The following is a 22,752-nucleotide window of genomic DNA, read 5'->3' on the forward strand; positions in this document are numbered from 1 at the left end:
CCACATACGCTCCCCCGCATGAAGAACTCGACGGTACGGGCGGTCAACCGCCTCACGACTCGCTGGGCCGCGCAGGCCCCTGCCGGGGCCCGGGGCACGGTCCTCGCCGCGGCCGGGGTCTGGCCGCTGCTCGCCCTGCTCGCCGACGGCTCGGGCGGTGCGGCCCGCGCCGAACTGGAGGAGGCGCTCGGCATACCCGCCGAGGCCGCAGCCGCGGCGGCACGGGAGCTGCTGGCCGCACTGGCCGGCGTACGGGGTCTGCGCACTTCGACCGGGCTGTGGGCCAAGACCGGACTCCCGCTGGAGGAGGACTGGGCGGCGAAGCTCCCGGCCGGTGCCCGGGGCACGCTGACCGGGGACCCGGACGCCGACGCCAGGGCGCTCAACGCGTGGGCGTCGGACCGGACGGGCGGGCTGATCGAGCGCATGCCGGTGTGCCTCGACAAGGACAGCCTGCTGGTCCTGGCCTCCGCGCCAACGCTGCGGCTGAGGTGGATCCAGCCGTTCGACGAGGCGTACGGAGAGCCGTTCGCCGGCCCGTGGGCCGACCGGCCCGTGCGCATGCTGCTCCGGAGCACCTCCCTGCTCGACCGGGTCCGGGTGGCGCACGGCCCGTCCGGTGCGGTCACCCTGCTGGAGGTCGACGGGGCGGCAGGAGTGGACGTCCACCTCGTACTGGGCGAGGCCGAGGCACCGGTCGGTGACACGCTCACCACCGCGATCGCCGCCGTCACCAAGGCCCTCCCCGCCACGGGAGCCAGCCTGCTCCCCGACGGGAGTCCCGGTCCGGGCCTGGCCGTCGGCACCGTGGCCGCCTACTCCCCCGAACCCCGGCTGGACATCGAGACAGTGGCCTTCGAGGTGCGGTCCGAACACGACCTCCTGGACCACGCCCGGCTGTTCGGGCTGGAAACCGCCACCGACAGGGACCACGACCACTTCCCCGGCATCAGCTCCCACCCGCTGGCCATCGCATCGGCCCGGCAGTCCGCACTGGCCCGGTTCCACGCCGGGGGCTTCGAGGCCGCGGCCGTCACCGCCCTCGGTGCCGTGGCCGGCTCCGCGCCGACGCGGCCCCGCTACCGGGCACGCCGGGCCGAGGTGCGCTTCGACCGGCCGTTCGGGTTCCTGACCGTCCACCGGACCTCGCGGCTGGTACTGGCGGCCGGGTGGGTCGCCGAGCCCGACACTCCCTAGTGCTCTGACCGGGAACGTTTACCGGGTTGGCGGCGGCGGGGCCGGAACCGGTTGGATGAGACGGACATCCGACGGGTTGGGGGGCCTGGTGGCGGAGCTGGTCAGGATCAGGCGGCTGACCGACCAGGAGGGCCGGCAGTTACAACGGATCGTGGGCCGGGGCAGCACCAACACAGTGCGCTATCGACGGGCGACGATGCCGCTGGCCTCGGCCGGCGGCAACCGAGCTCCAGTGAGCGCCCAGTGGGTACAGGCCGACGAGGACACGGTGTGGCACGTGATCCACCGGTTCCACCAGATCGGCCCGGCCTGCCTGGACCCTCGGTGGGCGGAGGGCCGTCCCCGCCTGCTCAGCCCTGACGACGAGGACCTCGTCCTCCAGACGGCCACCACCCGCCCGACCAAGCTCGGCCAGCCCTTCACCCGCTGGTCCATCCGCAAACTGCTCGCCTACCTGCGCAAGATCCACGGCCGGGTGATCCGCATCGTCCGCGAGGCCCTGCGCTGCCTGCTCGCCCGACTTCGTAGGTCAAGCAGCGAGTTGGTAGCGGGCCTGGTGGTTGCGCTGGTGCTCTTGGCCCAGATGGCAGGTCCCGTAGCGGTCGAAGTCGCCGTTGGCGAGCAGTGCGCGGAGTTTCAGGACGGCTTCGGCGCCGGCGCTCCGCCCGGCCGTCGACGCGTTCGTCCGACAAATTCGCTACCCGGCGTCCGGAGCGCCGTGATACACAACCGAAGTGCAGAACATTTTGGAGTTTGCCGAGGTCCTGCGGCTGATCGAAGACCGATCGGCCGCGTTCCGCGCCGCGATAGCGTCCGCCTCCGACCTTGACGTCCAGGTCCCGACCTGCCCGGACTGGACGCTGCGCGAACTGGCGCAGCACCTCGGCGACGGCCGCCGCCGCCAGGCCGCCATCGTCGCGGCGGGCCCGGGCGCTGAGCCCCCGGCGAGGACGGACCCGAAGGGCGCCCCGACCGCGCCCCGCGACCGCGAAGCCCTGGACGCCTGGCTCGCCGAGTCGACCGAGCTCATGCTCGACGCGATGCGCGAGGCCGGCCCGGACCGTGGCTGCTGGACCTGGTGGGGCCGCTCGCAGGCTCCGGAGACCAGCGGAGCCGTGGCCCGGCACCAGATCCAGGAGATCGCCGTCCACACCTACGACGCCCAGCTCACCCAGGGGGCCGCACAGCCGCTGCCGACGGACGTCGCGGTCGAGGGCGTCGACGAGTTCCTGACGACCGTCGCGGCGACGACCGTCCCCTGGCCGTTCAAGCCGGCGACCATCGACCTGCACACGGCCGAGGGCCGCTCCTGGCGCCTGACCCTCAACGCCGACGGCGTCCGCTGCGACGACCTCGCCGCCGACGCCGAGCCGGGCGACATGGCGATGCGAGGCGCAGCGAGCGAACTGGTCCTCTACTTCTACGAGCGCGTCCCGCTCGACGGCCTGGAGACCACCGGCGACACCGAGCCGATGGAGCAGCTCGCAGACTGGGACCCGAACGCGTAAGACGCGCACTTGTGACGCATCTGTCGGTTGTGCGCGCGCTCCTGCGGGCGCCACTGAGCCCGGGGTTGCGGACATCACGCGGCTGCGGGCACGCCGGGGGCCTGCTGTTCGAGGGCGAAAGGCGCACCTGCGGGCGGCTCGCGCTCGACTGGGGGCAGTGTGCGGCGGGTGCAGACTGCTGAGACTGACCTCTAGATCAAGCAGCGAGTGGGTAGCGGGCCCGGTGGTTGCGCTGGTGTTCTTGGTCGAGGGGGAAGGTCCGGTAACGGTCAAAGCCGCCGTTGGCGAGCAGGGCGCGGAGGCTCAGGACGGCTTCGGCGCCGGCCAGTGACCATCGGGCTCCGGTGTTGTCCAGGCGGTCGCCGATCAGGTGGCGGCAGGCGCCTTCCACGATGCCCGTGGCGATCGGCCATCCTGCTGCCAGGCATCGTTGAGGGCCACGAGTGCAGCCTGCCAGCCCGGCCCCACCTCAACCGAACCCTCCGCAGTCCCACAAGACCGGTGCACGTAACTCTGTACTTCGTGGAGCACTCGGAGGAGTACGGCGACACGTAGACCGGGGCGCGGTCGGGGCGGGCGGTGCGGATCGAACGGAGTGCGGCGAGGGTGTTCGCGGTGCCCTTCCGGCGGCGGTTGATGCCCCGCTGGGTGTCGTCGCCGATCGATTGGCAGCCGTGGAAGTAGGTCACGCCGTGGCGTGGTAGTCGGGGTCGGTGGACTCCTTCCAGCTCTTGGTACGTTGGGAGGTGACGCCGCGTCGGGCGAGCAGGCAGCGCAGGGCCTCGCGGCCGATGCGGATCACCCGGCCGTGGATCTTGCGCAGGTAGGCGAGCAGTTTGCGGATGGACCAGCGGGTGAAGGGCTGGCCGAGTTTGGTCGGGCGGGTGGTGGCCGTCTGGAGGACGAAGTTTTCGTCGTCAGGGCTGGGCAGACGGGGACGGCCCTCGCCGCCAACCCGGTAAACGTTCCCGGTCAGAGCACTAGGGAGTGTCTTCCGGCCTAAGTCCTCGCGCGGTGGGCGGCTGCCAGGGCCGCCGTCTCCTCGAAGGAGGGGACGTGCCCGGTGCCGCCGCGGCCGGAGACCGAGAGGGAGGCGGCGGCCGCGCCGTACGCCACGGCGTCCGCGAGCGCGTCGCCGAGGGCGAGCCGGGCGGTGGTGGTGCCGGTGAAGCAGTCGCCCGCCCCGGTGGCGTCCACCGGGGCGGTGTTGGCGGGCACGGGGTGGTACGCCGCCCGCGTGCCGTCGTCCAGCAGCAGCCGGTCCGCGCCCGCGGTGACCGCGACCGTACGGGCTCCCAGCGCACGGCAGCGGGCGGCGGCGGTACCCGGGTCGGCGGTGTCCACCAAGGCCCGCGCGTCGGCGGGGCAGGAGGCCTTCAGCAGCCCGGTCAGCGGCGCGATCCGGGCCAGCAGCTGGCGGGCCTCGGCCCGGCCGGTCAGCCGGGAGCGGTAGTTGGGGTCGTACGTCAGGTGCCCGCCCGCCCCGTGCACCAGGTGGGCGGCGGCCAGTACGGCGTCGCGGCTGCTCGGTGACAGGGCTCCGGTGATGCCGCTGGTGATCAGGGCCCCGCAGCCGGTCAGCAGCTCGCGCCAGGATGCGATGTGCCGGGGCCCGAGGGTGGAACCGGCGCTGCGGGTGCGCCAGTAGACGAACGCGCGGTCGCCGTCGGGATCGGCGGAGAGCAGGTAGGCCCCGTTGGGGTGCGGGGAGCGGTGGACGTGGGAGACGTCCACGCCTAGCTCGGCGGCCCGGCGCAGCAGGGGGACGCTGAGCTCGTCGTCGCCGACGACGGCGAGCAGGGCGGTCCGGGCACCGGCCGCGGCCGCGGCGGCCGCCGCGTTGAGGGCGTCCCCGGAGTAGGAGATACGGGCCCGGGTGCCGTCGGCGGCCTCGCGCAGGGCGGTGCCCGCGTGGATCTCGACCAGGACCTCGCCGAGTACGAGGACGTCGTAGTGCGGGGCGGATCGTCCGGGCGCGGACGGCGCGGACGGCTCGGGCGCGGACGGCTCGGGCAGGGGTGGCTGAGGCCCCGACAGCTCGGGCACGGGCAGATCGGGCACGGACGGCTCGGGCACGGACGGCTCGGGCACGGTCAGCTCCCCGCGGCCGCGTCGCAGGACGCGCAGCACGGACGGTCCGCCCCGGCGAACACGGCGGCCAGCTCGCCCGGGTCGGCCGGCAGGCCGCCCCCGATGCCGACGGCCGTAGCGCCCGCGGCGAGCCACTCGGGGACCTCGGCGGGCCGGATGCCACCGGTCGGGACGATCACCGCCCCGGGCAGGACGGCCCTGAGGGAGCGGAGGAACTGCGGACCGCCCACGTGGGCCGGGAAGACCTTGGCGGCGCCGGCGGCCCGGACGGCGGCGGCGATCTCGCCGGGAGTGAACCCGCCCTCGATGAAGACGGCTTCGCGGCGTACGGCGACGGCGCGGACCTCGGGGGCCGGGTACGGGGAGACCAGGAAGGCGGCGCCCGCGTCCAGGGCGCGCTCCGCCTGCGCGGTGGTGGTGACCGTGCCGACGCCGATGAGCGCAGGGCGGCCGTGGACGTCGCTCAGCGGGGCGGTGTGCCTGACGGCCTCGGCCCAGCCCGGGGTGGAGGTGGTCAGCTCGACCGCGCGGCAACCGGCGGCGAGCAGGGCGGCGGTGTGTCGGACGGCCTCGTCGGCGCGGGCGTCGCGCAGCACCGGCAGCACGCGCTGGGCGGCCAGCACCGCGTACGGGTGGCCGGGCGGTCGAGGGGACAGCCGCTCGGACGGCTGACCGGACGGGCGATCGGACGGCTGACCGGGCAATGGACCCTCCCCCTTCGTTCCACGTAGTGGAACGGCGTACCGCATGACGGAACCATGTGGTCTAGACCCTACCCGCGCCAGGAGCTCCCGTGTCAATGGACGAAACGGCAGCGGGCCGGCGCACCGGCCGGACCTCCGCGGCCGGCTCGGCCCTGGAGAAGTCCCTGCGCGTCCTGGAGGCGGTGGCCGCACCTGGCGGACCGCACCGGCTGGCCGATGTGACGGCGGCCGCCGCGGTGCCCAGGTCCAGCACCTTCCGCATCCTGGCCTCGCTGATCGACCAGGGCTTCGTACGCCAGGAGGCCGACAGCCGGTACGGGGCGGGGCCGCGGCTGCGCGGACTGTCCGCCCTGGTCGGCGCCGGGGAGCCGGCCAGCATCGGGCGCATCCTCGGTGAACTGCGGCACGCCACCGGCCAGACGGTCCATCTCGCCCTGCACAGCGGCGAGACCGTCACCTGCATCCGCAAGCTGGAGAGCGACGGCCAGCCCTTCCGGACGGCATCCCGCGTCGGGATGCGCATGCCGCTGCACACGACCGCGATCGGCAAGAGCGTGCTGGCCCACCTGCCGGGCGACGAGGTACGGGAGCTGATCGGCGCCACCGGGCTGCCGCGCCGGACCCCGCGGACGCTCACCACCGAGCGGGCCCTGCACGCCCAACTGGCAGCCGTCCGCGCCCGGGGCTTCGCCCTGGACGACGAGGAGAACGAGCCCACCATCCGGTGCATCGGCGCGGCGATCCCCGGTCCGACGGGCCGGCCGGTCGGCGGGGTCAGCGTCACCACCGTCGCCTTCCTGGTCTCCCGCGAGGAGATCGAGGCGTACGCGCCGGCCCTGCGCGCGGCCGCGGCGGCCCTGGCTCCACTGCTGTGAGCCCCGAATCGAGGACCGACGGAGGACCGGACGGAGGACCGACGGAGGACCGACGGAGGACCGGATGGAGGACCGACGGAGGACCGACGGAGGACCGGATGGAGGACCGACGGAGGCCCGAATGGAGGTCCGAAAACTGGCTTCGGGAGAATTCTTCGGGATAACTGTTATCGACACCCCGGTCGCAGGTCTCCCATGTATCGGGCATCATCGACCGCCGGTACGGACAGGGAACATCACATGACTACTCAGCACACCGCAGCGCTGGTGGCAGCGGCCCGCGCGGGCGACCCCCGCGCGCAGGACGAGCTCGTCAGCGCCCATCTCCCGCTCGTCTACAACATCGTCGGGCGGGCCCTCAACGGGTCCTGCGACGTGGACGACGTGGTGCAGGACACGATGCTGCGGGCGCTCGACGGGCTGGGCGGCCTGCGCGTGGACGAGAGCTTCCGGTCCTGGCTGGTGGCGATCGCGATGAACCGGGTGCGGGCGCACTGGCAGGCCCGTCAGAGTGGTTTCGGCCAGAGCACGCTGGAGGCGGCGAGCGATGTCGCCGACCCGGGTGCCGACTTCGTCGACCTGACGGTCGCCCGCCTCCAGCTCGCCGGGCAGCGCCGCGAGACGGCCCGGGCCACCCGCTGGCTGGAGCCCGAGGACCGGGCGCTGCTGTCCCTGTGGTGGCTGGAGTGCGCCGGGGAACTGACCCGGGCGGAGGTGGCGGGCGCGCTGGAGCTGTCCCCGCAGCACACGGCGGTCCGGGTGCAGCGGATGAAGGCGCAGCTGGAGTCCGCGCGCGTGGTGGAGCGCGCCCTGGACACCCGTCCGGCCTGTGAGGAGCTGCGGACGGTGATGGCGGGCTGGGACGGCCGGCCCTCGGCGCTGTGGCGCAAGCGAATAGCCCGGCACGCCCGTGAATGCGTACGTTGCTCCGGCCTGTGGAGCGGACTGGTGCCGGCGGAGGGACTGCTGGCCGGTCTGGCCCTGGTACCGGTTTCGGCGGCCCTGCTGGCAGGGGTCAAGACGGCGGGGGCGGCCGGCTTCGACTCCACGAGCGTCGCCTTCGCCGAAGGCCTCGACGCGAACTTCGCCGACACGGCGACCCAGCTCACCCCGGTGGCCGGCCCGGGTGGCGGCGGTGGCCGCGGCGCGCTGCGCAAGCGCCGGCAGAGCCGCCGCCGGGTGGTCGGCGGTGCGGTGCTCGCCGCGTGTGTCGCGGGCGGCGGGCTCGTCTACCTCGGGGGTCTCCCCGGTTCCGGTGACACGAAGGACGGCGCCGCCGCGCCGCCGACCCCGCTGGCCGCGCTGTCAGCGACCGAATCCCCGGCTCTGCCCGCGGAATCGGCCTCTCCCTCGCCCTCCGCGTCCCCTTCGCCCTCCGCGTCGGCCTCCGCCTCGCCGAGCCCGTCGGCGAGCCCGAGCCCGGCGCAGTCCAAGAGCACCTCTCCGAGCCCGCGCGCGTCGGCGCCCAAGCCGGCGCCCGCCCCGCCGTCGGGGGTGGCCGGCCAGGTGGTGGCCCTGGTCAACAGCGAGCGTGCGGCGGCCGGCTGCGGCCCCCTCAAGGAGGACGCGCAGCTGCGGAACGCCGCCCAGGGGCACTCCGACGACATGGCCGCCCGGGACTTCTTCTCGCACACCAGCCCCGACGGCACGGACCCGGGTGACCGGACGACCTCCGCCGGGTACCGCTGGTCCACGTACGGGGAGAACATCGCGCGGGGCCAGCAGACGGCTCAGTCGGTCATGGACTCCTGGATGAAGAGCCCGGGCCACCGCGCGAACATCCTCAACTGCTCCTTCAAGGACATCGGCGTGGGCATCCACCAGGGCTCGGGCGGCCCCTGGTGGACCCAGAACTTCGGCGCACGGTAGGGAGCGGTTGCGTGGCCCGGTGACACCGGGGCCGGTGCCTCAGGGCCGCCGGCCCCGCAGCTTCTCCGGGTTGACGCTGATGCGCAGTGCGGTGATGCGCAGTGCGGTGATCCGGCCGTCGGCGCGCTCGAAGGCGAGGGGGGACAGGACGCCCCCGGCGAACGTGGCACCTCCCAAGGCCGACCCGCGCCACACCGCGGCGCCGCTCAGTGGTGGAAGCCGGACCGCGGCTCGGCGGCCGGTACGGGCGGGGGCGTGGTCTTCAGGTGTTCCACGGCGGCGCGCAGGTCGGCGACGAGCAGGGCCATCTGGTCACGGGTCACGCCGTGCCGGACGAGGACGCGCTGGATGACCGTGTCGTCGCGGTTGGCGGGCAGCGGGTACGAGGGCACCTGCCAGCCGCGCATGCGCAGCCGGTCGGAGAGGTCGTAGAGGGAGAAGCCCGCGCCGGCCGGGTCGGTGAGCTTGTAGGACACGGCGGGCAGGGCGCCCTGGCCGTCGTAGAGGAGGGTGAAGGGGCCCACGCCTTCGATCTCCCGGGCCAGGTACTGGGCGGTCTCGGCGCAGGCCTCCTGGACGCTGCGGTAGCCGGCCCGGCCCAGGCGCAGGAACAGGTAGTACTGGGCGACGATCTCACCGCCGGGGCGGGAGAAGTTGAGGGCGAAGGTCGGCATGTCGCCGCCCAGGTAGTCCACGTTGAAGACGAGGTCGGCGGGGAGCAGGTCGGCGCTGCGCCAGACGATCCAGCCGACGCCGAGGGGCGCGAGCCCGTACTTGTGGCCGGAGGTGTTCACGGAGGCGACGCGCGGCAGCCGGAAGTCCCACACCACGTCGGGGTGGAGGAAGGGCGCGACGAACCCGCCGCTCGCGCCGTCCACGTGGATGGGGACGTCCCAGCCGTGCTCGGCCTGGATCCGGTCGAGCTCGGCGGCGAACTCGGCGACCGGCTCGTAGTCACAGGTGTAGGTGACGCCGAGGATGGCCACGACGCCGATGGTGTTCTCGTCGACGTACTCGGCGAGCTGATGGGCCTGCAGACCCGTGGCGCCGGCCTCCAGCGGGACCTGGCGCAGTTCGACGTCGAAGTAGCGGGCGAACTTCTCCCAGCAGACCTGGACCGGTCCGCACACCAGGTTGGGGCGGTCGGCGGGCAGGCCCTCGGCGCGGCGGCGCTCGCGCCAGCGCCATTTGAGTGCGAGGCCGCCGAGCATGGCCGCCTCGCTGGAGCCGGTGGTGGAGCAGCCGGCTGCGGTGGTACCGGCGGGGGCGTTCCACAGGTCGGCCAGGATGTTGACGCAGCGGGACTCGATCTCGGCGGTCTGGGGGTACTCGTCCTTGTCGATCATGTTCTTGTCGAGGCACACCTCCATCAGGCGGTGCACCCCCTCGTCCGACCAGGTGGTGCAGAAGGTGGCCAGGTTCTGGGCCGCGTTGCCGTCCAGGAGCAGCTCGTTGCGGAGCAGCTCGTAGACGACCTCGGTGGGTGAGTGGTGCTCAGGAATCTTGTACTTGGGGAGGATCTGGCCGCTCAGGGTGGACGCGAACACGTCCGTGTCGGCGTCCTGGGCGCTCGCGTCCTTCGTCTCATGAAGAGCCATATCGGGACTATAGGGGACAAATACCTTCGATCAGGGATGAGATCGAACGCGACGCGTGGTGCGGTGACCGCGCGAGCCCGAAGGGGCTCGTGACCGACCGCGAAGGATCGCTGACACTCTGCTTCCGGCCGAGTCTGCAGTGTGACCCTGCCCATACGACCCCCCGACCTCCGCAGAAATTACTGTCCAGTAGACTCAAGGCCGCAGATCTTCCCGTTCGGGCCCCTGGAGCCGCTCCGGACGGGAAGATCATCCAACTTGTTCTACCGGCAACTTATCCGCTGATGTCCGGATACCGGTCAACCCCCTCCCCCGCACTGATACCTCTTCGAGCCATGAAGAAGATCACTCGCCGTCAGGCCCTGGGGACAACTGCTGGTGCATTCACCGCCCTTGGCCTGACCGCCGCTGCCGCGGGCGCCACGAACGCCGCCGCGACCCCCACCGAGCCCACCACCCCGGGCACGGTCGACGAGGTCTACAAGGGCCGTCGCATCCAGATCACCGCGGGCGGGGGCGGCCACCACGGCGGCCACCACTCGCCTGACCAACCCACCGTCCGGATAGACGGAAGAGAACTCCACATCATGCGCAACGCCGATGGCAGCTGGATCAGCGTCATCAACCACTACGAGACCTTCGCCGACCCGAAGCTGCTCGCCCGCGCCGCGGTCCGCGATCTCCAGGGCGCCGCTCTCGTTCCCTTCGGAGGTGCGGCATGACCGTCCGCAAGAACCAGGCCACGCTGACCCCCGAGGAGAAGCGCGCCTTCACCTCGGCCCTGCTGGAGCTCAAGCGCACCGGCAGCTACGACCGCTTCGTCACCACCCACAACGGCTTCATCATGAGCGACACCGACTCGGGCGACCGGGTCGGCCACCGCTCCCCCTCCTTCCTGCCGTGGCACCGGCGCTTCCTCCTCGAATTCGAGGAGGCGCTGCAGAAAGTGGACGCGAGCGTCGCCCTGCCGTACTGGGACTGGACGGCCGACCGCACCTCCCGCTCCTCCCTCTGGGCCCCCGACTTCCTCGGGGGCACCGGGCGGGCCCGTGACGGGCAGGTCATGGACGGTCCGTTCGCGTACTCGACGGGCCGGTGGAACGTGAACGTCCGGGTGGACGGGCGCGCCTACCTGCGCCGTGACCTCGGCACGGCCGTCGCCCAGCTGCCGACCAAGGCGGAGGTGGAATCCGTACTCGCCATGCCGGTCTACGACATGGCGCCCTGGAACAGCTCCTCCAGCGGCTTCCGCAACAACCTGGAGGGCTGGCGCGGCGCCAACCTGCACAACCGGGTGCACGTGTGGGTCGGCGGGCAGATGTCCACCGGGGTCTCCCCCAACGACCCGGTGTTCTGGATGCACCACGCCTACATCGACAAGCTGTGGGCCGACTGGCAGACCAGGCACCCCCAGTCCACGTACCTGCCGGGCGCGGGCACGCAGAACGTCGTCGACCTGAACGACACCATGCGGCCCTGGAACAACGTGACCCCGGCGGACATGCTGGATCACCGGAAGTTCTACACCTTCGACACCGAACCGGCCGCCGCCAGCCAGCGGTAGTGCAGTTCGGGGCGGCCGACCTGGCCGTACCGGGGGGTCCGGTCCGCGCGGCCGGTGTCCACCAGGTGCTCCAGGTAGCGGCGGGCGGTGATCCGGGAGATCCCGGCCGCCTCGGCCGCCCCCGCGGAAGTCAGGCCCTCGGGCGCCGCCCTCAGCAGGGCGGCGACCCGGTCCAGGGTCGGCGCGCTCAGCCCCTTGGGGAGCTCGGCCGGGCGGGGTGCGCGCAGGGCGGCCATCGCCCGGTCCACGTCGTCCTGGCCGGCCGCCTCGCCCGCCGTCTGGCGGAACTCGGCGTAGCGCAGGAGCCGTTCGCGCAGAGTGGGGAAGGCGAACGGCTTCAGTACGTACTGGACCACGCCGAGCGAGACGCTCTCGCGGACCACGGCAAGATCCCGCGCGGAGGTCACCACGATCACGTCCACGGGATGTCCGGCGGCACGCAGCCCGCGTGCGAAGCGCAGGCCGTGCCCGTCGGGCAGGCCGAGGTCGAGCAGCAGCAGGTCGACGATGTTCCGCTCCAGGAACCGGGTGGCCTCGGCGAGTGAGTGGACGGCGCCGACGGCGGTGAAGCCGGGTACCCGGCCGATGTAGAGCGCGTGCGCGTCGGCGGCCACCGGGTCGTCCTCGACGACCAGCACGCGGACGTCACCACCCCCGCTCACCGCGGGCCCCCCGGGCCCGTACCGGACGGGGTGGCGATCGGCAGGCGGACCGTGAACTCCGCTCCACCGCCCGGGCCCTGCGCGGCCACGACCGAGCCACCGTAGCGCTCCGCCACCTGCCGGACCAGTGCGAGGCCGAGGCCGCGGCCCTCCCCCTTGCCGGACCAGCCCCGGCGGAACACGTCCGCCCCCTCGGGCAGCCCGGGCCCGTTGTCCGCGACCCGCAGCAGCAGCTCGTCCGGCTCGGGCCGCAGCGTCACCGCGATCCGGGCCCCCGGTACGGCGGTGAGCGCGTCGACCGCATTGTCGATGAGGTTGCCGAGCACGGTGACCAGGTCCCGGGCCGGCGGCAGCCCGCCCCCCTCGGCGAGGCTGCGGCTGTCGGCGGTGACGACCAGCTCCACGCCCCGCTCGTGCGCCTGGGCGGCCTTGCCCAGCAGCAGCGCCACCAGCACCGGCTCACCCACGGCGGTGACCACCTCGTCGGTGAGGGCCTGGGCGAGTTCCAGCTCGGCCGTGGCGAAGTCGACCGCCTCGTCCGCACGGCCGAGTTCGATGAGGGAGACCACGGTGTGCAGCCGGTTGGCCGCCTCGTGGGCCTGGGATCGCAGCGCCTGGGTGAAACCCCGCTCGTGATCCAGCTCGCCGGTCAGCGCCTGCAGTTCCGTGTGGTCGCGCAGGGTGACCACGGTGCCCCGGCGGCCGCCGCCCGCGACCGGTGAACTGTTGACCAGCAGGACCCGCTCCGCGGTCAGGTGCACCTCGTCCACCCGGGGCCGGTCGGCGAGCAGGGCCCCGGTGAGCGGGGCCGGCAGACCGAGGTCGGCGACCCCGGTGCCCGTGACCTCGCCCGGCAGGCCCAGCAGTTCGCGTCCGGCGTCGTTGATCAGGGTGATGCGGCGCTGCCCGTCGAGCATGAGCAGCCCCTCGCGGACCCCGTGCAGGGCCGCCTGGTGGTAGTCGTACATCCGGCTGAGCTCGGCCGCGTTCATGCCATGAGTGTGGCGGCGCAGCCTCGCGTTGACGACGTACGTGCCCACGCCGCCGAGGGCGAGCGCGCCGCCCGCGACCCAGGCGAGGGCGGAGAGCTGCGTGGCGAGCCGGTCGCTGATGGCGCGGACGGTGATCCCGGCGCTGACCAGGCCGACGATGCGGCCGTCGTCCCGGAGCGGGGTGACCACACGGATGGAGGGGCCGAGAGTGCCGGTGTACGTCTCGCTGAACGTCTCGCCGCGCAGTGCGGGCGCGGTGTTGCCCATGAAGGGCTCGCCGATCCGGCGCGGGTCGGGGTGGGTCCAGCGCTTCCCGTCGGGAGACATGATCGTCACGAAGTCGACCCCGGAGTCCACCCGGACCTGCTGGGCGTAGGGCTGGAGCTCGAGGGACGGGTCGATCCCGCGCGCCGCCGTGCGTACGGCCTCGCGTACGGACGGCGAGTCGGCGACCGCGCGGGCCACGGCTCCGGCCTGGCGGCGGGCGGCCTCCTCGGCCTGTCCACGGGCGGTGGCGTACGCGAAGACGGCGCAGCCCGCGACGACCACGGCGACCAGCAGCACCTGCATGGCGAAGAGCTGGCCGGCGAGGCTGCGCGGGGGCCGGGGGAAGCGGAACATGACACTCAGTGTGCACCGGCTCGTGAACTCAATGAACGCAAGGGTGACCGGGGTCACAGCCCTGGGCGATGGTCTCCCCGAACGCAATCACCACCGGGAGGCATCGTGGCCGCACGGCGCGACAGAACGCACTATCTCTACATCGCGGTGATCGGCGCGGTGCTGCTCGGCATCGCCGTCGGCTTCGCCGCCCCCGGCGTGGCCGTGGAGCTCAAACCGCTGGGCACCGGCTTCGTCAACCTCATCAAGATGATGATCTCGCCCGTGATCTTCTGCACGATCGTGCTGGGCATCGGATCCGTGCGCAAGGCCGCCAAGGTGGGCGCCGTGGGCGGGCTCGCCCTCGGCTACTTCATGGTCATGTCCACGGTGGCGCTGGCCATCGGTCTGCTGGTCGGCAACCTGCTGGAGCCGGGCAGCGGGCTGCACCTGACCGAGGCGGCGCGCAGCGCGGGCGAGGCGCAGGCCAAGGCGGGCGGGGCCGAGAGCACGCCGGAGTTCCTGCTCGGGATCATCCCGACCACGCTGGTCTCCGCCTTCACCGGGGGCGAGGTACTGCAGACGCTGCTGGTGGCACTGCTCTGCGGGTTCGCGCTGCAGGCCATGGGCGCGGCGGGCGAGCCGGTGCTCCGGGGTATCGGGCACATCCAGAAGCTGGTGTTCCGGGTACTCGCGATGATCATGTGGGCGGCTCCGGTGGGCGCCTTCGGGGCGATCGCGGCGGTGGTCGGAGCCACCGGCATCGACGCGCTGAAGTCCCTCGCCGTCATCATGATCGGCTTCTACACGACCTGTCTGCTCTTCGTGTTCGTGGTGCTCGGCACGCTGCTGCGGGTGTGCACCGGGGTCAGCGTCTTCGCCCTGCTGCGCTACCTGGGCCGGGAGTTCCTGCTGATCCTCTCCACCTCCTCCTCGGAGTCGGCGCTGCCGCGGCTGATCGCGAAGATGGAGCACCTGGGAGTCTCCCGGCCGGTCACCGGCATCACCGTGCCGACCGGCTACTCCTTCAATCTGGACGGGACCGCGATCTACCTGACGATGTCCTCGCTGTTCGTCGCCGAGGCGATGGGCAAGCCCCTCGCGCTGGGCGAGCAGATCTCGCTCCTGCTGTTCATGATCATCGCCTCGAAGGGTGCGGCCGGCGTGACCGGTGCGGGCCTGGCCACGCTCGCCGGCGGATTGCAGTCGCACCGGCCGGAACTGGTGGACGGCGTCGGCCTGATCGTGGGCATCGACCGGTTCATGAGCGAGGCCCGGGCCCTGACGAACTTCGCGGGGAACGCGGTTGCGACGGTGCTCATCGGGACCTGGACGAAGGAGTTCGACCACGCGCGGGCAACCGAAGTCCTCGCGGGACGGCTGCCGTTCGACGAGAGCACGCTCGTGGACGACGTACACGCGGCGCAGCCGGGCGGGCCCGCGCCGTCCGCCGGGTCCGGCAAGGACACCGGGTCCGGCAAGGACACCGAGTCCGGCAAGAACACCGAGTCCGGTCAGGACACCGAGTCCGGTCAGGCCGTCAAGACCTCCGGATCCACGGAGTCCGGCGGACTCCCGGATTCCGTGCCCCAGCCCTCCGGCAGCCCCAAGGACGGCGTACCGGTGTAGCCGGTCCGCCCGCACGGGCCGGCCGGGCAGGGCTCGCCCCCACGGTGCCCAGCCCGGCCGGCCCGCCGCATTATCCGCAGTTGCACCCATAGTCGGTATTCGGCCACCGATAAACGAACCCCCAGGCTGTAAAAGGTACTTCCGCAGCAGGCTGTGTGCATGACATCTTGCGTCCACCACTTGTTTCGTTCGACCCGGCCTGACCACCGGGTCTTCGGAGGACGCATTGATACCCCACATATCCGGCCGACCTCGACGTACCCTCGTGCTGGCCGCCACGCTCGGCGCGGCACTCTCCTTCGGGGCCCCCGCCGCACTCGCCGGCACCGCTCCGGTCTCTCCGTCCGGTTCGTCGGCCCCCGCCCCCGCGGCGGCGGCCCCCAAGGCTGCGGCCCCGGCTTCCCAGAGTGCGACCTGGGTTGCCGGTACCCGTGCCTACCTCGTGATCACCGCTCCCGGCGACACCACGGCGGTCCGTAACGCCGTCACCGCCAACAGCGGCACGGTGTTCCAGTACTACGACGCGATCGGCGTGATCGTCGCCCACTCCGCGTCCGGCACCTTCGCCCCCACCATGCGCGGTGTGAGCGGGGTCCAGCAGGTCGGCGCCACCCGCACCTCGGACGTGCCGGCGGACGCCTACAACCCGGCGCTGCCCGCCAACCCGGCGCAGTCCACGACGCCTTCGGGCGAGCCGGTCCGCGCCGACATGACCCAGATCAAGGCGGACCAGGCCTGGGCCGTCACCACCGGCTCCGCCTCCGTCAAGGTCGGCATCCTGGACACCGGTGTGGACGACCAGCACCAGGACCTGGCCCCGAACTTCAACGCGGCGGACTCGGCCTCCTGCGCCTACGGCAAGCCGGACGCCCGTACCGGCGCCTGGCGGGACGTCGGCACCCACGGCACGCACGTGGCCGGTACCGTCGCCGCCGCCAAGAACGGCAAGGGGGTCATCGGCGTGGCCCCGGGCGTGAAGATCTCCTCGGTGCGCATCGCCGAGCCGGGCTCCTCGCTCTTCTTCGCCGAGAACACCGTCTGCGGCTTCATGTGGGCCGGTGACCACGGCTTCAAGGTCACCAACAACAGCTACTACACGGACCCGTGGCAGTTCAACTGCCCGGACAACGCCGACCAGGCCGCGATCATCGAGGGCGTCAAGCGCGCCCAGGAGTACGCGGAGGGCAAGGGCTCGCTGCAGGTCGCCGCGGCCGGCAACTCCAACATCGACCTGGCCAACAAGACGACCGACACCGAGAGCCCGAACGACTCGACGCCGGTCACCCGCACCATCACCAACGCCTGCCTGGACATCCCGACCGAGCTCCCGGGCGTCGTCACGGTCTCGGCGATGGGCACCACCGCGAAGGCCTCGTACTCCAACTACGGTCTGAACGTCGTCGACGTGACGGCCCCCGGCGGCGACGGCACCGGCATCTACAGCACCCTGCCGGGCGGCAAGTACGGCAGCATGAGCGGTACCTCGATGGCGTCCCCGCACGTCACCGGTGTGGCGGCCCTGCTGGCCAGCACCAACCCGGGCATCACCCCGGCGCAGCTGCGCGACAAGCTGGCCACCCAGGCCAACGACGTCGCCTGCCCGTCGGACAGCCGCTGCAAGGGCACCACGGCGAAGAACGGCTTCTTCGGCGAGGGCCAGGTCGACGCCCTGAAGGCGGTCGGCAGCACCCCGCCGCCCGGCAAGTACTTCGAGAACCCGGGTGACGTCGCCATCGGCGACAACAGCACGGTGGAGAGCCCGATCACCGTCAGCGGTGTCACCGGCAACGCCCCGGCCACCCTCAAGGTGGGCGTGAACATCGTGCACACCTACATCGGTGACCTGAAGGTCGACCTGATCGCGCCGGACGGCACCGTCTACACCGTGCACAACCGCTCGGGCGGCAGCACCGACAACATCGGCCAGGTCTACACCGTGAACGCCTCCTCCGAGGTCGCGAACGGCACCTGGAAGCTGCGGGTCAACGACAACGCCGGCGGCGACACCGGCAGGATCGACTCCTGGAACCTGACCTTCTAGAGGTCCGTCCGGAAGTCGTTCCGGCAGTTCGGCTAGCGCTGGAGGACGTCGGCGAGCCAGTCGAAGACGACGTCGCAGTGCTGTTGCGGGGCCATCGGGGAGCAGTGCAACTGCGCCCCGGTGGCCTCCGTCAGTTTCACGTACTCGCGGCGCGTGCGCAGCAGGTCGTACATCTCCTGCGGCTGGCCCGGATAGAACAGCTCGAAGTCGTAGTCCAGGACCAGCGTCGGGGCCTTGATCCTCCCCACCACCTTGGTGATGTCGAGGCCCATGGCCACCTGCGCCGGCGTCCAGATGTCGGTGGGCACGACGCCTTCGCGGGCCTGGCGCAGAGCCTGCCTGTCGAAGACCTCGAACCGCTTCTTGACCGTGAAGGCGAGCTCCGGAGTCAGCTCCGGGACGACCTCCTCGTTCCAGACCCGGTTGGTCTCCTCCTTGTCGGGCGTGATGATGGCGCGCAGCTCCGCGTCGAATCCCAGCCAGGGGCTGACACATCCCGGCTGGCAGGCGACGGCCGCGAGCCGGTGCTCGAAGGCGGCGGCGCGGGCGACGAGGTTGCCGCCCATGCTGAGGCCGGTGATCGCGATCCGGCCGCTGTCGACGTCCTTGCGGTCGTCCAGCCAGTCGATGAGCGGACCGACCACCTTCTCCCAGCGGGTGGTGAAGGGGATCTCCTCCACGAACAGCAACTGCCCCTGGCCGGGCCCGTCGTAGACGAGGGCGTTCCAGCCCCGGCCGAGGGCGGCGGCCACGCCGTAGGTCCACATGTCCACGTTCTGGCCGTCGCTGCCGTTGGTGAGGATCACGGTGGGGCGCGGCTCGACGGGACCGTCCGGGCGGAAGAACCAGACGGGCAGGTGCGTCGTGCCGTACGGGACCTTCGCACGGACGGCGGCCGGTGAGCAGAGCCGGGCGAAGGTGTCCCAGGCCTTGCGCCCGGCCAGGTAGACCGCCTCCTCGTCACCGGGGTGGTCGGTGCCGAGCACGTAGAACAGCGCCTGCCCGTAGTACTGGGCGGCGCGCAGGGAGCGGAAGCGGCGGGTCTGCGAGGGCGCGTCGTGGCCGTGGCGACCGGCGGCCGGGGGCGCGGCGAGCCGGTCCCCCCAGGCGCGGAAGGTGTCGCTGAACGTCTGCTCGGACAGCCCGGCCGCGTTGATGGCGTTGACCGCGGTCAGTACCTCGCCCACCTCGGAGGCGCGCATGCCGGCGCCGCCGAGGGCGAGCAGGCCCGCGAAGTTGAAGCCGGGGTCGTCGAAGAGCTTCATTGCCCCGGGCGTGGGGTCGACGGCCTTGGCCGACGGCTTGGGCGCGGCGGCCGCGGTGCGGGCCCCGCCCCCGGCGGCGAGCGCCCCGGCCCCGGCGGCCAGCCCGGTCAGGGCCGCGCGGCGGGTGAGTGCGGAGGGCTGGTGCGGTGTACGAGCGGTCATGCAGCGGACCGTACGCCGGGCCGGTGGCGGGTCGCGGCGCGGCGCGCCCTCCCTTGCTCCGAACGGCCGCGCGCCCCCGCCCGGGGGGTCAGGCGGTCCGCCGGCCCGTCCGCCGGCCGGCCCGCAGCACGCAGTCCCCGCAGAGCCCGCCTCCGGGCACCTTGTAGTAGAGGCAGCAGCTGCGCCGTACGAAGGCCACCCCGAGCCCTTCCTCGTGGATGAAGGTGCCGGTGCCCGCGAGCGCTCCGCCCTCGGCCAGGAGGGCTCCCGCCAGCTCCACGGCCGCGCCGCCCGGCACCCGGTCGATCAGCACGCGCAGCGCTCCGACGAGCCCGGAGGCCGCATTGCCCCGCAGGACCTGCGATGAGACCCCGAAGCGCTCCCGCAGGCCCTCGTCGAGCACGGCCAGGTGGGCGAGGACGTTCTCCCCGAGCGCCTCGGCCGGCAGCCCGGGACCGGGCTCGGGGAGCCACAGCTGGAGCGACCCCGCGTCCGGCAGCCGCCACCACAACCGGTCGGGGGCCAGGTCCGGCACCCGGCCCGCCAGCGCCGCGCACCCGAGCCCGAGCGACCACAGCCGGGAGACGATCCCGAACTGCGCGGTCGAGGCGGCCACCCGGCCGGGGCCGCTGCCGATCCGTCGGCCCACCTCGGCCACGTAGGGCCCGAGCTGCTCCCCGTACAGCGCGGTGAGCGGCCGAAAGCCGGGGCCGGGCGGCTCCGTCCCGTACGGGACGGTGAAGAAGGGCCCTACGGCGGCCAGTCGCCGCAGTACGTCGTCCATACCCGAAATGATCGCAGCGGCGCGGGATCCCGGGCAGGCCGGGTCGGGGCCGCCCCTTCGAGGGTCACCTCGTCCTGCGGGTCGCGCAGGATGCCCGGCACGTTGCCGAGGGGATCGGTGACGGCCGCCGTGCCGAAACCGCCGTCCTCGACGCGGACATCGGCCCGGCCCGTCCCGACCGCAGGGCGGCTCCCGCGGCCCCGCTCAGAGTCCGGCGAGGAAGTCCAGCAGTGCCCGGTTGAAGGCCTCCGGCTGCTCCAGCCCCGGCAGGTGGCCGGCCCCCTCGATCACGGTGAGCACCGAATGGGGCAGCAGCGCGTGCAGGGCCTCGGCCTCCGCGACCGGGGTGTAGACGTCGTCCGCGCCGACGAGGACCAGGCAGGGCTCGGCCGCCCCGGCGAGCACGGGCCGGTAGTCGGGGCGCTCGGCCCGGCCGCGCAGCGCGGCGGCGGCGCCCTCGGGGTCGGTCGCGCACATCATGGCGCTCACCCGAGCGGCGGTCTCCGGCATCGCGGTCACGTTGTAGGCCGCGAGCATCTTGTCGATGACCTCCTCGGCGTAGGGCCGCATGCCCTCGGCGATCAGCCGTTCGGCGGTCTCCCGGCGGAGCTTCGCGCCGTCCGCGGTCTCCGGAACGGGGGAGGTGTCGGACAGCACCATGGCCCGTACCAGACCCGGGTGGCGCAGTCGTACCTCCATCGCGATCTGACCGCCCATGGACACACCGCCGACGACCACCTGTTCGATGCCCAGGCGGCCGAGCAGGGCGGCCAGATCGTCCGCGAGACCGGCGAGCAGAACCTTGCCCGGGACCACCGGACTTTCCCCGTATCCCCGCAGGTCAGGCGTGATCACACGGTATCCGGCAGCGGTCAGCGCGGCCGTCTGGGGGGACCACATCGTGCGGTTGAAGGGATGTCCGTGGATCAGGATTACGGGCGCTCCGCCACGGGGACCCAAGTCGTCGAAAACCAGTGGCACGCCATTGCCAAATTGGGGGTTCATGAGAGGACTCTAAGGGGCTACATTGAGCCACTCGCGTTCACCTGACAGCCGGTTGCCTTTCACTCGTGTTTTGCACGGGGGGCGACGTCATGGACGCAGACTGTGCAACCACCCCACCGCCCAGAAGGACCGAAGGCTCCGTGCCCGTACCCGTACACCTCGCGGGCCGCACCGTGCGGCTCGAGCCCCTCGCCCCCCACCACACCGAGGCTCTGGCCGTGGCCGGGGCCGAGGATCGTACGACTTACGCCTTCACTCCCGTACCCCACGGGTTGCAGGCGTCCCACGAGTACATCGACCGCGCCCTCGCAGATCAGGCTGCGGGTCGATCGCTCCCGTTCGCGGTGGTCAGAGCCACCGACGGGCGGGTCGTCGGTTCGACCCGGTTCCTGGAACTCGACTACTGGCAGGGGCCTCTGGTCTGGCCCGCCGTGCCCGGAGTCCCGTTCGGCGATCCGGCGACGGCGATCCCCGATGCCGCCGAGATCGGCAATACCTGGCTGTCCCCGGGGGCCCAGGGCACCGGCATCAACACCGAGGCGAAGCTGCTCATGCTCCGCCATGCCTTCGAGACCTGGGGAGTACGGCGCATCTCGCTGCGCGCGGATGCGCGCAACGGCCGGTCGCGGGCCGCCATGGAACGTCTGGGCTTCACCTGCGAGGGGGTCCGCCGGGCCCATTCGCGGGGGCTCGACGGCGCCGTCCGCAGTACGGCCTTCTACTCGATCCTCGACGAGGAGTGGCCGGCCGTACGGTCGATCATCGAGCTGAGGCTGTCGGCGGGTGCGCAGCGCAAGCGGCGCCGCAAGACCCTGATCCCCGCCTAGGCCGTCTCCTCCGGACCTTGCCGGGCCCGGCCGGACGGAAGAACGGAAAAACGCTCCTGCCCCTCGGCGCTCGCCGCGGCCTCCTCATCCGAGGAAGGCCGGGGCGAGGGCCGAGTCCATCAGCCGGGTGGGGGCACCGCTCCCGTCGGCCGGTACGGCGTACAGGTCGGCGCCGAAGTCCCCCGGCAGGGCGTAGACGACCGTCCTGTCGTCGGTCCACACCACCTGGTCGTCCACGCTCCGCTCCTCGCCGAGCGGGGTCTCCGCGCCGGAGGCCAGGTCCAGCGCGTACAGCCGCCACGGCGCCTCGGCCGGCAGGCCCGGCACCCGCTTCTTGAACACCACCCGGGTCCCGTCGGGCGACAGCGACGGGCACTCGGCGTTCTCGCGCAGGGTCGTCACCGTGCGCCCGGCCAGGTCCCCGCGGACCAGGTGGGTCCGGCCGCCGGTGGCCAGGGTCGCGTAGAAGCTCCGTTCGTCGGCGGTGAAGGTGACCCCCCAGAAGTTGACGTCGGCGCTGCGGTACGGCTTGCCGTCCTTGAGGATCGTGTAGTCCTCCAGCGAGGCGTCGAGCCGGCCCGTGCGCAGGTCGAGCACCGAGGTCCGCGTCGAGAAGTTCGTGCCGGCGTACGAATCCCCGCCGACGAAGACGGTCCAGGCGGCCAGGTGCCCGCCCGGCGAGACCCGGGCCCGCGTGGGGAGACCGCCCAGCGGGTGCGCGGCCACCTCCTTCAGGCGGGCGTCGAGGACGACCGCCCGGTAGCCGTCCTGGACCCCGCTCCGGTCGGCCTGGAGGCAGATCCCGGTGCCTCCGGCCGCGTGGAAGCGCAGGCAGCTCACCCCGGAGGCGGTACGGGCTCCCCCGGGCGCACCGGCCGCGACCGTGGCGAGCTCGTCCCGGTGCGGCCCCCAGGCCATGTTGCGGAACACGATCCGCCGGCCGCCGTCGCCCGACGCCAGCGAGACCGCGCCCGGGGTGATCGGCGGGCCGCCCGCCCGGGCCTGGTCCTTCTCGTCGGCGCGGGAGGAGGCCCGCAGGACGGCGAGCACGCCCACCGCGGCGAGCAGGACCACGGCGGTGGCCAGGATCAGGATGCGGCGCTGGAGCGTCATGGAATGACTCCGGGGCAGGGTGGGGTACCGGGGGCGGCGCGGGGGCACCATACCCAGCGGCCTGTGCAAGAGCCAGGCATCGGCGGCGGCGGGTCCGTGAACTCCACCACCCGTACGGGCACCGGGCAATGGCCTCCCCCAGGGGACCCCAAGAGAAGGAAAAATGCGGAACCCTGACATGATTTCGTTCATCCTTCGAACGGAAGGACTCAGCCGTCAGACCACCCCGCCCCTCTGGGGCAGCACCAGCCGGAGAGCCACCGCAC

The 22,752-nt window shown here is 72.6% G+C and carries 19 protein-coding genes and 3 pseudogenes; 10 read left to right on the top strand and 12 right to left on the bottom strand.

All coding sequences use genetic code 11. The features are described 5' to 3' along the window. Positions 1-18 precede the first annotated feature (18 nt). The 3 genes and pseudogenes from ACGFZK_RS01730 (at position 19) to ACGFZK_RS01740 (ending at position 2,705) form a co-directional block, all read left to right on the top strand. Entirely contained in the window at positions 19-1,197 is a 1,179-nt protein-coding gene (locus ACGFZK_RS01730; protein ID WP_393846821.1) for a serpin family protein, read from the top strand. 88 nt (positions 1,198-1,285) lie between these two features. After that, a pseudogene (locus tag ACGFZK_RS01735) lies at positions 1,286-1,717 on the top strand (helix-turn-helix domain-containing protein); the annotation flags it as partial. 214 nt (positions 1,718-1,931) lie between these two features. Next, entirely contained in the window at positions 1,932-2,705 is a 774-nt protein-coding gene (locus ACGFZK_RS01740) for a maleylpyruvate isomerase family mycothiol-dependent enzyme (RefSeq protein ID WP_393846822.1), read from the top strand. A 196-nt stretch (positions 2,706-2,901) separates the two neighbouring features. Here the strand turns inward: ACGFZK_RS01740 and ACGFZK_RS01745 are convergent. The 4 genes and pseudogenes from ACGFZK_RS01745 to ACGFZK_RS01760 all read right to left on the bottom strand — a co-directional run. Further along, a pseudogene (locus ACGFZK_RS01745) lies at positions 2,902-3,129 on the bottom strand (ISKra4 family transposase); the annotation flags it as partial. Between the two features lie 124 nt (positions 3,130-3,253). Beyond that, a pseudogene (locus ACGFZK_RS01750) lies at positions 3,254-3,648 on the bottom strand (IS630 family transposase); the annotation flags it as partial. Positions 3,649-3,704: 56 nt separating this feature from the next. Further along, on the bottom strand, positions 3,705-4,796 hold the full coding sequence (locus ACGFZK_RS01755; RefSeq protein WP_393846823.1) for a PfkB family carbohydrate kinase: 1,092 nt from the start codon (positions 4,794-4,796) through the stop codon (positions 3,705-3,707). A 2-nt stretch (positions 4,797-4,798) separates the two neighbouring features. Continuing rightward, positions 4,799-5,500, bottom strand: a complete 702-nt coding sequence (locus ACGFZK_RS01760; RefSeq protein ID WP_393846824.1) for a bifunctional 4-hydroxy-2-oxoglutarate aldolase/2-dehydro-3-deoxy-phosphogluconate aldolase — start codon at positions 5,498-5,500, stop codon at positions 4,799-4,801. A gap of 95 nt (positions 5,501-5,595) precedes the next feature. On the opposite strand from ACGFZK_RS01760, the gene ACGFZK_RS01765 reads away from it, so the two are divergent. Together ACGFZK_RS01765 and ACGFZK_RS01770 are read left to right on the top strand one after the other, a co-directional pair. Then, complete coding sequence (locus ACGFZK_RS01765; RefSeq protein WP_393846825.1) at positions 5,596-6,375, top strand: IclR family transcriptional regulator; 780 nt, start codon at positions 5,596-5,598, stop codon at positions 6,373-6,375. A 240-nt stretch (positions 6,376-6,615) separates the two neighbouring features. Next, positions 6,616-8,244, top strand: coding sequence for a sigma-70 family RNA polymerase sigma factor (locus tag ACGFZK_RS01770; protein WP_393846826.1), 1,629 nt, complete (start codon positions 6,616-6,618; stop codon positions 8,242-8,244). A gap of 39 nt (positions 8,245-8,283) precedes the next feature. Here ACGFZK_RS01770 and ACGFZK_RS01775 read toward each other — a convergent pair whose 3' ends face one another. Together ACGFZK_RS01775 and ACGFZK_RS01780 are read right to left on the bottom strand one after the other, a co-directional pair. Beyond that, on the bottom strand, positions 8,284-8,421 hold the full coding sequence (locus tag ACGFZK_RS01775; protein ID WP_393846827.1) for a hypothetical protein: 138 nt from the start codon (positions 8,419-8,421) through the stop codon (positions 8,284-8,286). A gap of 29 nt (positions 8,422-8,450) precedes the next feature. Next, on the bottom strand, positions 8,451-9,842 hold the full coding sequence (locus tag ACGFZK_RS01780; RefSeq protein WP_393846828.1) for a glutamate decarboxylase: 1,392 nt from the start codon (positions 9,840-9,842) through the stop codon (positions 8,451-8,453). A 335-nt stretch (positions 9,843-10,177) separates the two neighbouring features. Here ACGFZK_RS01780 and ACGFZK_RS01785 point away from each other — a divergent pair, with 335 nt between their 5' ends. Beyond that, positions 10,178-10,564: a tyrosinase cofactor gene (locus ACGFZK_RS01785; RefSeq protein ID WP_393846829.1), complete on the top strand. Its 387-nt coding sequence runs from the start codon at positions 10,178-10,180 to the stop codon at positions 10,562-10,564. Continuing rightward, positions 10,561-11,406, top strand: a complete 846-nt coding sequence (locus ACGFZK_RS01790; RefSeq protein ID WP_393846830.1) for a tyrosinase family protein — start codon at positions 10,561-10,563, stop codon at positions 11,404-11,406. The genes ACGFZK_RS01785 and ACGFZK_RS01790 overlap by 4 nt, the downstream gene beginning before the upstream one ends. Here the strand turns inward: ACGFZK_RS01790 and ACGFZK_RS01795 are convergent. After that, positions 11,364-12,068: a response regulator gene (locus ACGFZK_RS01795; RefSeq protein WP_393846831.1), complete on the bottom strand. Its 705-nt coding sequence runs from the start codon at positions 12,066-12,068 to the stop codon at positions 11,364-11,366. The genes ACGFZK_RS01790 and ACGFZK_RS01795 overlap by 43 nt on opposite strands. Then, the gene (locus tag ACGFZK_RS01800) at positions 12,065-13,681 is read right to left on the bottom strand and encodes an ATP-binding protein (protein WP_393846832.1); all 1,617 of its coding nucleotides are present in this window, start codon (positions 13,679-13,681) and stop codon (positions 12,065-12,067) included. Before ACGFZK_RS01800 ends, ACGFZK_RS01795 begins: the two co-directional genes overlap by 4 nt. A gap of 105 nt (positions 13,682-13,786) precedes the next feature. Between ACGFZK_RS01800 and ACGFZK_RS01805 the strand changes: the two genes are divergently transcribed. Beyond that, the gene (locus ACGFZK_RS01805; RefSeq protein ID WP_393846833.1) at positions 13,787-15,289 is read left to right on the top strand and encodes a cation:dicarboxylate symporter family transporter; all 1,503 of its coding nucleotides are present in this window, start codon (positions 13,787-13,789) and stop codon (positions 15,287-15,289) included. A 265-nt stretch (positions 15,290-15,554) separates the two neighbouring features. Next, positions 15,555-17,330, top strand: a complete 1,776-nt coding sequence (locus ACGFZK_RS01810; protein ID WP_393846834.1) for a S8 family serine peptidase — start codon at positions 15,555-15,557, stop codon at positions 17,328-17,330. A 32-nt stretch (positions 17,331-17,362) separates the two neighbouring features. On the opposite strand, the gene ACGFZK_RS01815 is transcribed toward ACGFZK_RS01810, so the two are convergent. From ACGFZK_RS01815 to ACGFZK_RS01825, 3 genes are all read right to left on the bottom strand, one after another. Further along, positions 17,363-18,757: an alpha/beta hydrolase family protein gene (locus tag ACGFZK_RS01815; protein ID WP_393846835.1), complete on the bottom strand. Its 1,395-nt coding sequence runs from the start codon at positions 18,755-18,757 to the stop codon at positions 17,363-17,365. A gap of 88 nt (positions 18,758-18,845) precedes the next feature. Continuing rightward, positions 18,846-19,541, bottom strand: a complete 696-nt coding sequence (locus tag ACGFZK_RS01820; protein ID WP_393846836.1) for a (2Fe-2S)-binding protein — start codon at positions 19,539-19,541, stop codon at positions 18,846-18,848. 204 nt (positions 19,542-19,745) lie between these two features. Next, positions 19,746-20,546 carry an alpha/beta fold hydrolase gene (locus ACGFZK_RS01825; protein WP_393846837.1) on the bottom strand — a complete coding sequence of 267 codons (801 nt, stop codon included), beginning with the start codon at positions 20,544-20,546 and terminating at the stop codon, positions 19,746-19,748. 140 nt (positions 20,547-20,686) lie between these two features. On the opposite strand from ACGFZK_RS01825, the gene ACGFZK_RS01830 reads away from it, so the two are divergent. Continuing rightward, on the top strand, positions 20,687-21,373 hold the full coding sequence (locus tag ACGFZK_RS01830) for a GNAT family protein (RefSeq protein ID WP_327266262.1): 687 nt from the start codon (positions 20,687-20,689) through the stop codon (positions 21,371-21,373). Positions 21,374-21,457: 84 nt separating this feature from the next. Here the strand turns inward: ACGFZK_RS01830 and ACGFZK_RS01835 are convergent, their stop codons facing one another. Beyond that, positions 21,458-22,486 (bottom strand): hypothetical protein, encoded by a 1,029-nt coding sequence (locus tag ACGFZK_RS01835; protein WP_393846838.1) that lies wholly within the window; start codon positions 22,484-22,486, stop codon positions 21,458-21,460. Positions 22,487-22,752: the final 266 nt, after the last annotated feature.

Origin of the sequence: Streptomyces sp. NPDC048257 (assembly GCF_043201855.1) — a bacterium.
Classification (GTDB): domain Bacteria; phylum Actinomycetota; class Actinomycetes; order Streptomycetales; family Streptomycetaceae; genus Streptomyces.

Excerpts from the sequence above, each read along its gene's own strand:
- ACGFZK_RS01785 (WP_393846829.1), top strand. The coding sequence starts at position 10,178 with ATGAAGAAGATCACTCGCCGTCAGGCCCTGGGGACAACTGCTGGTGCA.
- ACGFZK_RS01730 (WP_393846821.1), top strand. The coding sequence starts at position 19 with ATGAAGAACTCGACGGTACGGGCGGTCAACCGCCTCACGACTCGCTGG.
- ACGFZK_RS01800 (WP_393846832.1), bottom strand. The coding sequence starts at position 13,681 with ATGTTCCGCTTCCCCCGGCCCCCGCGCAGCCTCGCCGGCCAGCTCTTC.
- ACGFZK_RS01790 (WP_393846830.1), top strand. The coding sequence starts at position 10,561 with ATGACCGTCCGCAAGAACCAGGCCACGCTGACCCCCGAGGAGAAGCGC.
- ACGFZK_RS01825 (WP_393846837.1), bottom strand. The coding sequence starts at position 20,546 with ATGAACCCCCAATTTGGCAATGGCGTGCCACTGGTTTTCGACGACTTG.
- ACGFZK_RS01815 (WP_393846835.1), bottom strand. The coding sequence starts at position 18,757 with ATGACCGCTCGTACACCGCACCAGCCCTCCGCACTCACCCGCCGCGCG.
- ACGFZK_RS01780 (WP_393846828.1), bottom strand. The coding sequence starts at position 9,842 with ATGGCTCTTCATGAGACGAAGGACGCGAGCGCCCAGGACGCCGACACG.
- ACGFZK_RS01835 (WP_393846838.1), bottom strand. The coding sequence starts at position 22,486 with ATGACGCTCCAGCGCCGCATCCTGATCCTGGCCACCGCCGTGGTCCTG.
- ACGFZK_RS01820 (WP_393846836.1), bottom strand. The coding sequence starts at position 19,541 with ATGGACGACGTACTGCGGCGACTGGCCGCCGTAGGGCCCTTCTTCACC.
- ACGFZK_RS01765 (WP_393846825.1), top strand. The coding sequence starts at position 5,596 with ATGGACGAAACGGCAGCGGGCCGGCGCACCGGCCGGACCTCCGCGGCC.
- ACGFZK_RS01770 (WP_393846826.1), top strand. The coding sequence starts at position 6,616 with ATGACTACTCAGCACACCGCAGCGCTGGTGGCAGCGGCCCGCGCGGGC.